Annotated in this window: 13 protein-coding genes and 3 tRNA genes; all 16 read left to right on the top strand. The window is 59.9% G+C overall.

The annotated features are described in order from the left end of the window. Positions 1 to 10 precede the first annotated feature (10 nt). Positions 11 to 1096 (top strand): A/G-specific adenine glycosylase, encoded by a 1086-nt coding sequence (mutY, locus tag R5R73_RS01680; RefSeq protein ID WP_322528601.1) that lies wholly within the window; start codon positions 11 to 13, stop codon positions 1094 to 1096. A 12-nt stretch (positions 1097 to 1108) separates the two neighbouring features. After that, positions 1109 to 1381 (top strand): oxidative damage protection protein, encoded by a 273-nt coding sequence (locus R5R73_RS01685; RefSeq protein WP_071231535.1) that lies wholly within the window; start codon positions 1109 to 1111, stop codon positions 1379 to 1381. Positions 1382 to 1472: 91 nt separating this feature from the next. Continuing rightward, a tRNA-Phe gene (locus tag R5R73_RS01690) sits at positions 1473 to 1548 on the top strand. Between the two features lie 7 nt (positions 1549 to 1555). Next, a tRNA-Gln gene (locus R5R73_RS01695) sits at positions 1556 to 1630 on the top strand. Positions 1631 to 1714: 84 nt separating this feature from the next. Then, positions 1715 to 1790, top strand: a tRNA-Thr gene (locus R5R73_RS01700). Between the two features lie 89 nt (positions 1791 to 1879). Next, the gene (locus R5R73_RS01705) at positions 1880 to 2770 is read left to right on the top strand and encodes a ParA family protein (RefSeq protein WP_052046836.1); all 891 of its coding nucleotides are present in this window, start codon (positions 1880 to 1882) and stop codon (positions 2768 to 2770) included. After that, positions 2760 to 4169 carry a replicative DNA helicase gene (gene dnaB, locus R5R73_RS01710; protein ID WP_322528602.1) on the top strand — a complete coding sequence of 470 codons (1410 nt, stop codon included), beginning with the start codon at positions 2760 to 2762 and terminating at the stop codon, positions 4167 to 4169. Before R5R73_RS01705 ends, dnaB begins: the two co-directional genes overlap by 11 nt. Continuing rightward, complete coding sequence (locus R5R73_RS01715) at positions 4166 to 4570, top strand: hypothetical protein (RefSeq protein WP_052046837.1); 405 nt, start codon at positions 4166 to 4168, stop codon at positions 4568 to 4570. Before dnaB ends, R5R73_RS01715 begins: the two co-directional genes overlap by 4 nt. Next, positions 4567 to 5340 carry a hypothetical protein gene (locus tag R5R73_RS01720; protein WP_156961587.1) on the top strand — a complete coding sequence of 258 codons (774 nt, stop codon included), beginning with the start codon at positions 4567 to 4569 and terminating at the stop codon, positions 5338 to 5340. The genes R5R73_RS01715 and R5R73_RS01720 overlap by 4 nt, the downstream gene beginning before the upstream one ends. A gap of 14 nt (positions 5341 to 5354) precedes the next feature. Next, complete coding sequence (locus R5R73_RS01725) at positions 5355 to 5549, top strand: hypothetical protein (protein WP_156961588.1); 195 nt, start codon at positions 5355 to 5357, stop codon at positions 5547 to 5549. 210 nt (positions 5550 to 5759) lie between these two features. Beyond that, positions 5760 to 6464, top strand: a complete 705-nt coding sequence (locus R5R73_RS01730; protein WP_322528603.1) for a DUF2786 domain-containing protein — start codon at positions 5760 to 5762, stop codon at positions 6462 to 6464. Further along, positions 6457 to 6963: a hypothetical protein gene (locus R5R73_RS01735; protein WP_035415582.1), complete on the top strand. Its 507-nt coding sequence runs from the start codon at positions 6457 to 6459 to the stop codon at positions 6961 to 6963. The genes R5R73_RS01730 and R5R73_RS01735 overlap by 8 nt, the downstream gene beginning before the upstream one ends. Continuing rightward, positions 6960 to 8999 carry a ParB family protein gene (locus tag R5R73_RS01740; protein WP_322528604.1) on the top strand — a complete coding sequence of 680 codons (2040 nt, stop codon included), beginning with the start codon at positions 6960 to 6962 and terminating at the stop codon, positions 8997 to 8999. Before R5R73_RS01735 ends, R5R73_RS01740 begins: the two co-directional genes overlap by 4 nt. Continuing rightward, the gene (locus R5R73_RS01745) at positions 8996 to 9607 is read left to right on the top strand and encodes a DUF2857 domain-containing protein (RefSeq protein WP_035415583.1); all 612 of its coding nucleotides are present in this window, start codon (positions 8996 to 8998) and stop codon (positions 9605 to 9607) included. Before R5R73_RS01740 ends, R5R73_RS01745 begins: the two co-directional genes overlap by 4 nt. After that, positions 9607 to 10878 carry an STY4528 family pathogenicity island replication protein gene (locus tag R5R73_RS01750; RefSeq protein ID WP_322528605.1) on the top strand — a complete coding sequence of 424 codons (1272 nt, stop codon included), beginning with the start codon at positions 9607 to 9609 and terminating at the stop codon, positions 10876 to 10878. Before R5R73_RS01745 ends, R5R73_RS01750 begins: the two co-directional genes overlap by 1 nt. 85 nt (positions 10879 to 10963) lie before the next feature. Then, positions 10964 to 11728, top strand: coding sequence for a PFL_4669 family integrating conjugative element protein (locus tag R5R73_RS01755; protein WP_052046839.1), 765 nt, complete (start codon positions 10964 to 10966; stop codon positions 11726 to 11728). The last annotated feature ends 236 nt before the right edge of the window (positions 11729 to 11964 follow it).

Raw genomic sequence — 11964 nt, forward strand, 5'->3', positions numbered from 1 at the left:
GAGGTGCCGTTTGGCAGAAATAGCCCTGTCGGCCGAAGCCTTCCGCGAGCGCGTGTTCGACTGGTTCGACGCGCACGGCCGCAAGTCGTTGCCGTGGCAGTACGACAAGACGCCCTACCGGGTCTGGGTCTCGGAGATCATGCTCCAGCAGACCCAGGTCGCCACCGTCATTCCCTACTTCGAGCGCTTCATGGCGCGCTTCCCGGATGTCCACGCACTGGCGCGAGCGCCCCAGGATGAGGTGCTGCACTTGTGGACCGGGCTGGGCTACTACGCCCGCGCCCGCAATCTGCACAAGGCCGCCAAGGTCGTCGTCGACGAGTACGATGGCGAATTCCCGACCCACGATCTCGAGGCGATGACCGCCTTGCCGGGGATTGGCCGCTCGACCGCTGGCGCGATCGTCAGCATCAGCACCGGCCGGCGTGCCGCGATTCTGGACGGCAACGTCAAGCGCGTGCTGGCCCGGCTGCATGCGGTGGAAGGCTGGCCCGGCAAGAACGACGTTCTCGCCCGGCTATGGGAGCTGGCGGAGCGCTACACGCCCTCGGAGCAGCTGCCGGACTACACTCAGGCAATGATGGATCTGGGGGCCATGATCTGCACGCGTGGCAAGCCGAGCTGCCTGCTGTGCCCGTTCGAGGATGTCTGCGTGGCGCATGCCCGGGGCGAGGAGCGCCTCTATCCTGGTTCCAAGCCCAGGCGCGAATTGCCGACGCGGCAGACACAGATGTTACTGTTGCAGGACGAGGCTGGCCGGGTGCTGCTGGAGCAGCGTCCGCCCAGCGGCCTGTGGGGCGGCCTGTGGGGCTTCCCCCAGTTCGATGGCGACAGCGAACTGCACGAGTGGCTGGAGCGGCACTGTCGAGGCGTTCATCTGGAAAGCGCCTGGCAGCCGTTCACCCACACTTTTACCCACTTCCGGCTGGAGATCACGCCGCGACCGGCGCGGCTTCCGGACCGGAACGCCGCCACGGCGGTGGCCGAATCGAATCGGCAGTGGGTCGATCCCGCCGAGCCCGCCAGCATTGGCCTGGCGGCACCGGTCAAGGCGCTGCTGGCGACACTGGCCCAGACGCACGCACTCAACGCATGACAGGAGGTTTTCATGGCGCAGACCGTATTCTGCCGCAAGTATCAGCAGGAACTCGAAGCTCTGGCTTTCCCGCCGCTGCCCGGCGCCAAGGGCCAGGAGATCCAGCAGACCGTCTCCAAACGCGCCTGGGAGGAGTGGCAGGCGCTGCAGACTCGGCTGATCAACGAGAAGCACCTCAACATGCTGGAGCCGCAAGCTCGGGAGTATCTGATGACGCAGATGAACCGGTTTTTCGACAATCAGGAAACCGATCACGCCGAAGGATACGTGCCGCCCAGCCAGTGAATTCCGGGCGGTGAAAAAAGAACTCATCTTTTTGAAATAAAAGGGTTGACCCCAAAACGGCTTGCTGGTTAAATGCGTCCCCGTTGGCGAGGGCCAGATAGCTCAGTTGGTAGAGCAGGGGATTGAAAATCCCCGTGTCGGCGGTTCGATTCCGTCTCTGGCCACCATCAATGCTGGGGTATCGCCAAGTGGTAAGGCACCGGTTTTTGGTATCGGCATGCGCAGGTTCGAATCCTGCTACCCCAGCCATCGCTAACGTCTCTATGCTCGCCGACATAGCTCAGTTGGTAGAGCAACTGACTTGTAATCAAGAGCGGCAGAAATTTGGGAAAAGCTGGCATAGCTCAGATGGTAGAGCAGCTGACTTGTAATCAGCAGGTCCCGGGTTCGACTCCTGGTGCCAGCACCACCCAACCTACCTTACGCGCCTCCTAAGAAAATTTCACGCCCAGGCATCTATTGCACTCATTCAATTCAACTTGGATGAGGTGCAGCTAAATGCGTGTTTCTGCAACAGTTTGTTCCAAGGGCGGCGTCGGCAAGACGACCTCAACCGCCAACCTGGGTGGCCTGCTGGCCGATGCAGGGTTCAAGGTTCTCCTCATTGACCTGGACTCCCAGCCTACCCTTTCCTCCTATTATGAGCTGACCCATCCTGCTCCCGGCGGGGTGTACGAACTGCTCGCCACTGACCTGGTTGACCTCGACCAGATCATATCCCGGACGTCCATTCCCAATCTCGATATCGTTGTCTCCAACGACTATCGGAATCAGTTGCAGCAACTGCTGCTCAACGCGCCCAATGGCCGATTCCGCCTGATCGGGTTGCTCGAACGCTTCTCGGATCGCTACGACGCCATCCTCATCGATACACAGGGCGCTCGCTCCATCCTGCTCGAGATGGCCGTTCTCGCTGCTGATCACCTCGTTTCCCCCATTGTCCCCGAGTTGCTGACTGCCCGTGAATTCGTGCGCGGCACACAGGGGATGCTTAGCGAGATGCGTGAGCTCACTCAGTACACGCGCTTCGACGTCCCTCCCGTTTCGATCCTCCTCAACAAGATGACCGATCAGCTGAAGGATGCCCGCGATATATCGGACAGCATCCGCAGCATGTATGCCGAAGTCGAGGATCACGGCATTCGAGTGCTCGACACGCCGCTGGTCAACCTTTCCGCGTATCGCTCGGCTGCGCTCCAAAGCCAGCCGGTGCATCGAGTCGAGCCTCGCAAGCCTTCTGGTCGTAAGGCGCCGTCTTGCGCTGATCAGATCAAGGCCATCGCTGCCGACCTCTATCCCGAATGGGCCGACGCCATCCACGCGGTCGGTGCGACCAAGCCCAATAGTAAGCCGGGTGCAGATAAGTCGGGGGTGGGCCATGTTCACTGATGCCCAGTCCCTCGCGCCTAACGACGTTGAAGCCATGGGACTCGTTCCTCCCCACAGCATTGAGGCGGAACAGTCCACCCTGGGCGCACTGATGCTCGACAACAGCAAGTGGGACGACATCTGCGAAATCGTCGATGCCGAGGCGTTCTATTACTACCCCCATCGCCTGATTTTCCAGGCCATGCGCGAACTCGCCCTGGGCGAGCAGCCGATGGATGTGGTGACGATCTCGGAGCTTCTGGAGCGTGACGGGAAGCTCGAGACCATAGGTGGGCTGGCCTTCCTGGCTGAAATCGCGCGCAACACACCGACCGCGACCAACATCGTGGCGTATGCCGACATCGTGCGCGAGCATCAACTCCGCCGACAGCTCTCCTGCATGGGGCGTGATCTCAGCCAGCAGGCGCTTGAGGGTAACCACCTCAGCAAGGCGATAATCGAAGCGACTGAGCGTCAGCTGTTTGAGCTGGCCGAAGATCGCCAGACTCAGTCTGCTGGTATTCGCTCTGCCCTGTCGTCTGCGATCGACACGATCGATCGCGCCTTCAATGCCAAGGATGGCATTACGGGGACGCCCACTGGCTACAAGGATCTCGATAACCTCACTTGTGGTTGGCAGAGCTCGGACCTGATCGTCATCGCCGGACGGCCTTCCCAAGGCAAGACCACCCTGGGAATGAACTTCGTCGAGAATGCGCTGATCGCCACGGCCGGCAACACCGAGCTTGCCAATTCCCCTATCTTCGTCTTTTCGCTGGAAATGCCTGAGGAACAGCTGATGCTGCGTCTCATGTCCAGCATTGGCCGGTTGGACATGAGTCAGCTGCGATCCGGGAAGCTGGACGACGGTGGTTGGGAGAAACTGACTGCCGCCACCAACCGTATCCTCGAATTTGAGGATCGCCTGTTCATTGATGACTCCAGTGGCATTTCAGCCACGTCACTCAAATCTCGCGCTCGCCGGCTGATGCGTCGCCACGGAAAGCCGGCGCTGATCCTGATCGACTATCTGCAACTCCTCGAAGAGCCCGGATGCGAGAACCGCAATAACGAGATATCGGCCATCTCACGCATCCTCAAGGCCACCGCAAAGGATCTCAATTGTCCCGTCATCGCGCTCGCACAGCTCAACCGAGGACTTGAGAACCGTCCCAACAAACGTCCGGGCCTTGCTGATCTGCGTGACTCGGGCGCGATCGAGCAGGACGCGGATGTGATTGGGTTTGTGTACCGCGATGAGGTCTACAACCCGGACAACCCTGACGTGAAGGGATTGGCCGAATTGATTATTGGCAAGCAGCGCAACGGCCCCACCGGCACCGTCCACCTGGCATTCCTGGGGGCGAGTACACGGTTCGAGTCCTTGGAATGGAAGCAGACGCAAGGAGGCTGGTCATGACTACCGATTCTCGTATGCCCAAGGTGTCACAGCGACTCAACGAGCGCAGTCGTCTCGCCCTCGAGAGACACGCCGCAGAAGAGGCTGCCGTTGAGCAGCGCCTCAGCACACTGGACCAGAGCGGCCCCTCTGCCCTTGAGCGCTTGGCTGAGGTGGCCCAGGGCCATAGCGGCCAAAGCCGCCACTGTCGCCGGATCTTGCTCGCAATCTACAACGGCCCCGAGTGGCCGCTCGAACTCACCCGACTGCGCTGCCTGGACCGCGACCTGCAGCGGGCTGCGCTCACTGTGATCGAGTGGTCCGCTTACTCCGGTCACGAACTGCACGAGTCACTGGGCGACGGTGAGGCATTGATGCGGCGCTTCTGGCACGCCGAATCCGACAAAGGAGGTGAGTCATGAATACGCCTTCTACCTCGACCGTTGGCTTGGATCCCACTAGTCGCATGATCAACCACATGGAGGTGGAGATCGCGCGCTTAATCACGGCAGAGTCGGCACTGCTCCGGGTCGCCGGCATGCTCGGCATTCATGCCGAGCCCGATGGCCAGGGCCGCTACAGCGGCCAGGCCATTGCCGATCAGGTGCGTGACGCACTCGATCAGCGGCAGGTCGACCAGGCGCTGGCCACCACGCCAACGCCCACGATTCTGACAGCTTCTGGCACGCCGATGTCACTGACGTTTCCTGCGTGGCAGAACATCGATGACCAGGACATTGCCCAGGCGCTGTCACGTATCTGCCGATTCGGTGGCCACTCTCGCCAGTTCTATTCCGTCGCTCAGCACTGTGTGCATGTCAGCGAGATCGTCCCCCGTGAGGACGCCCTGGCTGCCTTGCTGCACGACGCCACCGAAGCCTACATCGGCGACATGGTCTCGCCGCTGAAATCGATGCTGCCGGCTTACAAAGCCATCGAGAAACGCCTCTGGTCCGCCATTGCCCAGCGATTCAGCGTGGACCCGGTGCTGCCTGCCAGCGTCAAGTCCGCCGACCTGCAGTTACTCGCCACCGAGCGGCGTGACTTGCTGCCGGACTCACCCATGGAGTGGCCCTGCCTCGAGGGCGTCGAGCCACTCACCGATCCTATTGAACCCTGGTCCCCTGACATCGCCGCCCTCGCCTGGGGGTTGCGGCTCGACGAGCTCCTGGCAGAGCGGGAGGTGGCATGATGGACGAGCAGACAATGAAACAGGAGCTTACCGAGCTGGAAGCCCGCCTGGCCGAGCTGCGCGCGCAATGCCAGCAACTGGAGAGTGACGTCCAGGCTTTACGCGCTCGGAAGCGCCAATTGATCCAGGCCCTGGAGGGCCAGCTGGATCTGTTCCGGGATCACGTCCATCACAGCGAGCGGCTGCTCGAGGAGGTCCGCCATGGCTAAGCGGTATGGCAAGGGACTGCAGAGGGTAGTTCGCTTCGCAGAGGCTCACAACTGGCATATCGAGCGCACTCGAGGCGGGCATATCAAGTTGACCAAGCCCGGGATGCCTCCTGTCTTCACCAGCTATTCACCAAGCGATGCTCGGTCGCAGCGCAACGCCATCGCGTTGCTTCGCCGTGTGCAGAGAAGTTCTGGCGTAAGGAGGGAGTCATGATACCCGATCGCATCATGCGCAAGATCGAGCGCTGCATGGCCTTATCCCATAGCTCCAATGCCAACGAGGCAGGCATCGCTCTGCGTCAGGCCCAACAGTTGATGCAGCGCTATGGCCTGAACGAGCAGGACATCACCCTGGCGTCGGTGACCGACCACATGGCCTCCGCCCAGGCTGGCAAGGTGCCGCCCCGCTATCTCAATGCGCTTGCCACTCTGGTCATGAAAGCCTTCGGCGCCCAGGCGATCTATTTGGCCACGCCGCAGATCCGCGGTACCCAGATTCGCTGGATCGGTCAGTGGCAGTTCCTGGGCACCGACGGGGCCAGCCAGGTGGCCGCTTACGCCTACGAGGTCCTGCAACGTCAGTTGATCCGTGATCGCAAGGCCTACCAGTCAGGGCTCAACAGGCGCATCAAGCGTTCCACACGCATCCGCCGTGGCGACGCCTATGCCGAGGCCTGGGTCGCCGGTGCACGGGAATCCATCGTGCCGGTCGAATTGTCCCCGGCGGCGACCGAGGCCCTCGAGGCCTATGCCGAGCGGCAACACGGTGAGCTCTGTTCACTGTCGTCACGCCAGCGTGGCCAACTCCGCCACCACGATTATCAGGCGGTACACCAGGGCTACGACGCGGGCCGGCAGGTCCGGCTGCACGACGCCATCCAGACACCGGAACGGGAGGCCCTGGGTCATGGCTGACATCCTGAATTTTCCCGTGCAAGAAGCACATGGTCACGGCATGGAGCGTTATCTGATGGGGCGCGAATGCCTAGCACTGGGGCTGATTGATCCCTTCGCCAACTGGGTAGAAACACTGGACAGCTGGTTTGACGAGCATCCCCAAGCACGAACCAATCGCAATGAAGCTCTCCGCTCACTGCTTGCCGACACATGGCTGGTGTTTCACATGGCCTGTGACAAGACCAGTCAGCTGGAAATGCAGCCACACCATAGCTTGCGCTGGACGCAACTCCAGTATCACCGACTGAGTGACATCGAGCTGCTGGTGATCGTCAGCGACAACCTGAGTGATCTGCGGCGGGGAATCAATGAGTTGAGCCAGCGGTATCCCCCTGAATCGCGCAGTGACCTTGGCCTTTTCGCGCTGGTCCAGGGCATGAACCACCTGGGACAGCAACTGGATCGACTTTTCGAGACTGAATATTCCGCCTCGCAGCAGCCGGAGTGGACATCATGAGCAAGACAGCAATTACACCTGACCAAATCGCCGCCAAGCTGACCCAGCCTGGCCCAAAGCTGAGCACTAAACCCGCCGATCGGCTGCCGGCACCGACCACCGAGCAGGCGATGACCCTGACGCTGGATCAGTTGCGTCCCTATGATCGCAATCCGCGTACGCAACGGAATGCCAAGTACGACGAGATCAAGGAATCCATCCGGGCGGTGGGGCTCAAGCAGAAGCTGACGGTCACCCAGCGTCCAGGTGATGACCGCTACATGATCTCCGATGGCGGTAACACACGGCTGACCATCCTCAATGAATTACATGAGGAAACTGGTGAAGAGCGCTTCTACTACCAGGACTGCCATTTCATTCCTTGGCAAGGCGAGATCAATGTCCTCGCCGGGCACCTGGCCGAGAACGACAACCGTGGTCAACTCAGCTGGATCGAGCGGGCACGGGGTGTCTATGACTCCAAACGGATGATTGAGGAGGAAGCTAACGAATCCATCTCCTTGCGTGAACTGACTCGTAGGCTGAAAGAGCTCGGTTTTTCTATCAGCTTGAGCCACGTTTCCAAAATGCTCTATACCGTGGAGCACTTCCTGCCCACCCTCCCTCTGACACTCGATAGCGGCATGGGTAAGGGGCAGATCGAGAAATTGATCTCCTATCGGCAATTCTGCGAGGAGTGCTGGGAGCGTTGCCGTGCCTACTGGGAAGCCCATGCCGATGATCTCGGTGAGGGTGAGCAGTGGGCTAACAGTGTCATTGAGGGTGACTTCGCTCAGGCATGGCATGACGAGATGACCCAGCTCGATCATGAAGGCCAGACGGAGTTTCGCTGGAACATCGTCGAGGACCGTCTCAAGGGCATGCTCCACGACCATACTGGGCTCCACTTCAACCCTATCGATATGGCGTGGAAGAACTGGTTTACGGTACGCAAGCATGCGCGTGCAGCCAGTGAGGAAGAGAAAGCCGATATCTGGACCACGGTCGACAGTGAACTGGAGCGGCTGCGTCATCCCCAGGAACGCCACCTCTATCCGCCGAAAGAGGACTCCAGTAAGGGAAGCAAGACCTCATCAAAACCATCGCAAAAGCTGGCGTCTGGAAACCCTTCGCCTGATGCCGATGAAACCGGTCACAGCGAGAGTGGTGCCGAGGGCGATCATGATGATCTGACCTTCGAAGAAGGCCAGACCGATCTGTCACCCCCCGCCACCCCCAAAGCCAACGAGCGAGGTGTACCTACCCCAGGTGGAGTCGATGAGTCCGCACAGATGAAAGAGATGCGAGCTCAACTCGCCAAACTCGAGCAACGGAATGCCGAGCTTGAGGCAGAGTCTCAGAAGCCTCTGGTTGCCCCACCATCGACTGGCTCCAGTGAGTCCAGTGGCGATGACCTTGCAGGACTCTTGGATTCCGATGGGTTCATGCAGGAGCACAACCCACAGCCGACTCGGTCGCCCGAGGAACAAGAAACTCTGGTCGACGACTTGACCCTCTCACCCTATGAAGAGAGTGAGGGGCATCGGCAGCTTCGCCACTGGCAAGCGAAAGAGCATGGTGAAGAAGCCATCGACTTCGAAGCCGCCGCCCTCAAATCCGTGCCACTGATGTCAGGCGGCCCCGTCGCACCGATCACTGATCTCTGGCATGTCCCGGCTTGGCGCCGGAATGCTCGCGATCTCCGCATGCAAATCGGCGAGGTCGTCCAGGCCTTGGCCGGTTGGGCCGACATCGAGGTCTCTGGCACCAGTGAAATCATCCGCCTCAACGCCCGTGATGGACTGGGGTACGAGCTCGACCCGCTCGGCGACAATCCAAGACGCCGTGCTCAATTGATCTGGCAGCTACTCGCTGGCCTGCAGGGCGACATCGATCCGATGCTGCCCGCCGAGATTTCATTGTTCGGGGAACTGGTCGGCAGTCACGGCACCGACAGCGATGTTTGCCTGCCTGATGGCCTGTTCATCCGCGTGTTCTGGCTGACTCGCCTGATCCGTGTATTGCGTGAAGTACTCGCAGAGGGGGATCCCCAATGACGACGCCACAACTCAACCATGCACTTTTCAACCAGGCACTGGTGCTGATCCGTGAGGGTGATATGCGCCGGGCGCGCGCACTCGGGTTCAACAATGAAGAGCTGCAGCGCCTGAGTCGACTGCGGGCCAGTGAGATCGAGAGCCTGATCAACGAGTTCCCAGGGGTCGCACGATTCGAGCTGGATCACGACACCTTCAAGGCGGCTCTTCGACGCATCGATCGCGATCAGGATCGCGACAGCCTCGTTGATCACTGCATTCGTCACGGGGCCAGCGTGCAGATGTTGGCCACCTTCTTTGGCCTGACACCGAACGACTGCTCAGCGCGGCGCACCCTGCTCGGGGTGCCCAGTCGGCAGGGGCGCCTGCCCATGCCAGAGGAGGCTATCGAGGTCGATGCCTGGCACCGCTGGCAGACCATCAGTGACGATCCGTCCAGTCCGTCAGCCGCCGAGGACATCAAAGGCATGTTGGTGCTGGCGGAAGAAGTCGAATTGCCACTGGCCGTGATCTGGACACTGATCAAGCAATGGACGACGCCAGAGCAACCACGGCAGGAAAGTCTGCCGGGTGAGGACGAGGGCGAGATGCGTGCAGGAGTGGCGTGATGAAGAATTTTGACGCGCTTGTCGGGCGCGCCGCGTCATCCCTGACTCAACGCCGAGGCAATGATGCCTCGGCGTCGGCCGTTGAAGATGACGCACTCGACGGACTGCTCTTCATGGGAAATCCCCATGAAACAGTGCCTCGAGCACTACTGCTGGATCAGCGGTTGGGCGCTGTCGATGTATTGGGTTGGCAAATGATCCGGCTTCTGTCGAATGCCGACCGCACAACCGCGTTTCCGACCTATGACGAACTGGAGCCGTTGTTGCGATCAGGGGCCGGACAGAAAGCCTCGCGGAAGACAGTTGCCAGAGTGATCGCGATCCTGCGTCTGACACGCTGGATGACTCTGGGGATGAAGGCTCGCAATACCACGAACGGGCGCATGATCGGCAACGTCTATGTGTTACATGACGAGCCGCTGGCTCCTGCCGAGTCACTGTCCCTTGACCAGGACTACATCGAGTATGTGATCCGTTGCACGAAGCACAGCAACAAGGCCGTGGCCACCGTCGCTCGACTGGTTAGGGACGAGCTGGCCGAAAGTGGTGTGCTCGAAGTTCCGACGCGACTGGACGTCATCGAGCAGCGTGCCAAGCACCAGCGGGAATCCGAGTTTCCAGCGGAAACTCAGGCATCAGCCCCCCAGTTCCCTATGGAAACTCAGGCAAATTCACCCAGTTTCCAGCGGAAACCAAGGCAGTTTCCAGGCAGCGAATCGCCCAGTTCCCAGCGGAAACTCAGTCCAGAATCAGAAGCTTACAGCGCAGTTTCCATTGAGGGCGCCCCTACTACAGTACGTAGTTATACAAACTCAGTATGTAAAACCACCGCGCGCGAGGATTCCCAAGCGTCATTGATCTGGTCATGGCCACTCGAGTTGACCAGTGAGGAACGTGAGTCGGTGACGGTCATGTTGAACGGTCTGCCAAACGACGTTCAGCAGGCGGTGATCGACGAAGCTGCCGGACGACTCGAGGCTGGCAAGGTGAAGTCCCCCAAAGGCTTCCTGCACACCCTGGCCAAACGTGCGGCCTCGAATCAATTCCAGGTCACGCACTTCGGGCGAGGCATTGCTGACAAGCGAAATGGACAATCCGTACAGACGCCATCACAGGCATCTCCAGTGGATCCTTATACCCCATCAACCCCTGGCCCCCGATCCGCTGACTCACTGATTGACCAGGCCCCTCAACCGATCTCTGCGGAAACGCAGAAGGCCCGAGAGAACATGCTGAAACGCCTGGGGATACATCCAGCTAGAAACCTATGACATCGCCTTTAACGTTTTCGGTGGGGCGCAATTCGAGAAGCATTGATGATGGGATCCCATCCAGTGCATTGACTCAGGAGAATTTATGGCCGGTGCAGAGCCCCGTGTAGGGCAGTTGCGAAGTCGGATCGAAATGACCCTGCACACCTACCCCGCCGTGCTTGCCTGGCATGGCCGAGGAGTTGAGAGCGGAAAACCCCAGGTGGTCGGACTGAAAACCTACTTATTCTTGGCTGGACGCATTCACCAGGCCGCAGCGAAGGACGATCCATATGCTGACTACTGGCTACTGAGTCTTGAAGACAGGACCAACACATCACGTCAGGCGCTTAGACAGCTCAGAAAGCGAATCGACAAGATACTGACTGAAGACATCCCGGAAGGATTAGAGGTCAGCCGCAATGTCAGCCAACAGCCGTTCACGACACCGGTGTTTACCGGAGGCCATATAGGTTGGCAAGCCGTCATGCTGCTCATGGAATACGACGGCATTGTGCGAGATGTGCTGCTTGCCCATCACATCGGTCTAATTGGCAAGAAACAAATGGCGTCCATGATCCGGGACCAGGGAGGGCATGCGATACGTTCTTTGTGCTTTGCTCCGGCCAAGTTCCCCGGGTTCTCTGGTGCCACACGCGACGACTTCGCAGCAAACAACGCCAAAGCCCGAGCTGCTAGGGAGAAATTCGGCGAGTTGCCGCAGGACATCCTTGAAGGGACGCGCCGTAGCGAGTTTGCTCCATCGCTTCGACGTGATGGAACGGTGCCCGCTTCTGGTGGTGAGGGACTGGAAGGCGCGGACCTCGATAGCGATCAGTTAATGCCTCAAAGCGACGAAACAAAAGACTGAGGCCACCTTCGGGTGATGACACTGTCATCACGTCCAACTGGGTGGCTGGGGTGTTTCCACTGTAAACAGCCCAGGAAGGTGGCAGCCGGGTGTTTCCCCCGGAAACAGCCCAGGAAGGTGGCAGCCGGGTGTTTCCCCCGGAAACAGCCCAGGAAGGTGGCAGCCGGGTGATGACACTGTCATCACGTCCAACTGGGTGGCTGGGGCAGCGAGTTTTTAAATACCACGACAGGACA

The sequence above is a fragment of the Salinicola sp. LHM genome, assembly GCF_034479735.1.
GTDB classification, from domain to species: domain Bacteria; phylum Pseudomonadota; class Gammaproteobacteria; order Pseudomonadales; family Halomonadaceae; genus Salinicola; species Salinicola salarius.

Excerpts from the sequence above, each read along its gene's own strand:
- R5R73_RS01685 (WP_071231535.1), top strand. The coding sequence starts at position 1,109 with ATGGCGCAGACCGTATTCTGCCGCAAGTATCAGCAGGAACTCGAAGCT.
- R5R73_RS01705 (WP_052046836.1), top strand. The coding sequence starts at position 1,880 with ATGCGTGTTTCTGCAACAGTTTGTTCCAAGGGCGGCGTCGGCAAGACG.
- dnaB (WP_322528602.1), top strand. The coding sequence starts at position 2,760 with ATGTTCACTGATGCCCAGTCCCTCGCGCCTAACGACGTTGAAGCCATG.
- R5R73_RS01715 (WP_052046837.1), top strand. The coding sequence starts at position 4,166 with ATGACTACCGATTCTCGTATGCCCAAGGTGTCACAGCGACTCAACGAG.
- R5R73_RS01720 (WP_156961587.1), top strand. The coding sequence starts at position 4,567 with ATGAATACGCCTTCTACCTCGACCGTTGGCTTGGATCCCACTAGTCGC.
- R5R73_RS01725 (WP_156961588.1), top strand. The coding sequence starts at position 5,355 with ATGAAACAGGAGCTTACCGAGCTGGAAGCCCGCCTGGCCGAGCTGCGC.
- R5R73_RS01730 (WP_322528603.1), top strand. The coding sequence starts at position 5,760 with ATGATACCCGATCGCATCATGCGCAAGATCGAGCGCTGCATGGCCTTA.
- R5R73_RS01735 (WP_035415582.1), top strand. The coding sequence starts at position 6,457 with ATGGCTGACATCCTGAATTTTCCCGTGCAAGAAGCACATGGTCACGGC.
- R5R73_RS01740 (WP_322528604.1), top strand. The coding sequence starts at position 6,960 with ATGAGCAAGACAGCAATTACACCTGACCAAATCGCCGCCAAGCTGACC.
- R5R73_RS01745 (WP_035415583.1), top strand. The coding sequence starts at position 8,996 with ATGACGACGCCACAACTCAACCATGCACTTTTCAACCAGGCACTGGTG.
- R5R73_RS01750 (WP_322528605.1), top strand. The coding sequence starts at position 9,607 with ATGAAGAATTTTGACGCGCTTGTCGGGCGCGCCGCGTCATCCCTGACT.
- R5R73_RS01755 (WP_052046839.1), top strand. The coding sequence starts at position 10,964 with ATGGCCGGTGCAGAGCCCCGTGTAGGGCAGTTGCGAAGTCGGATCGAA.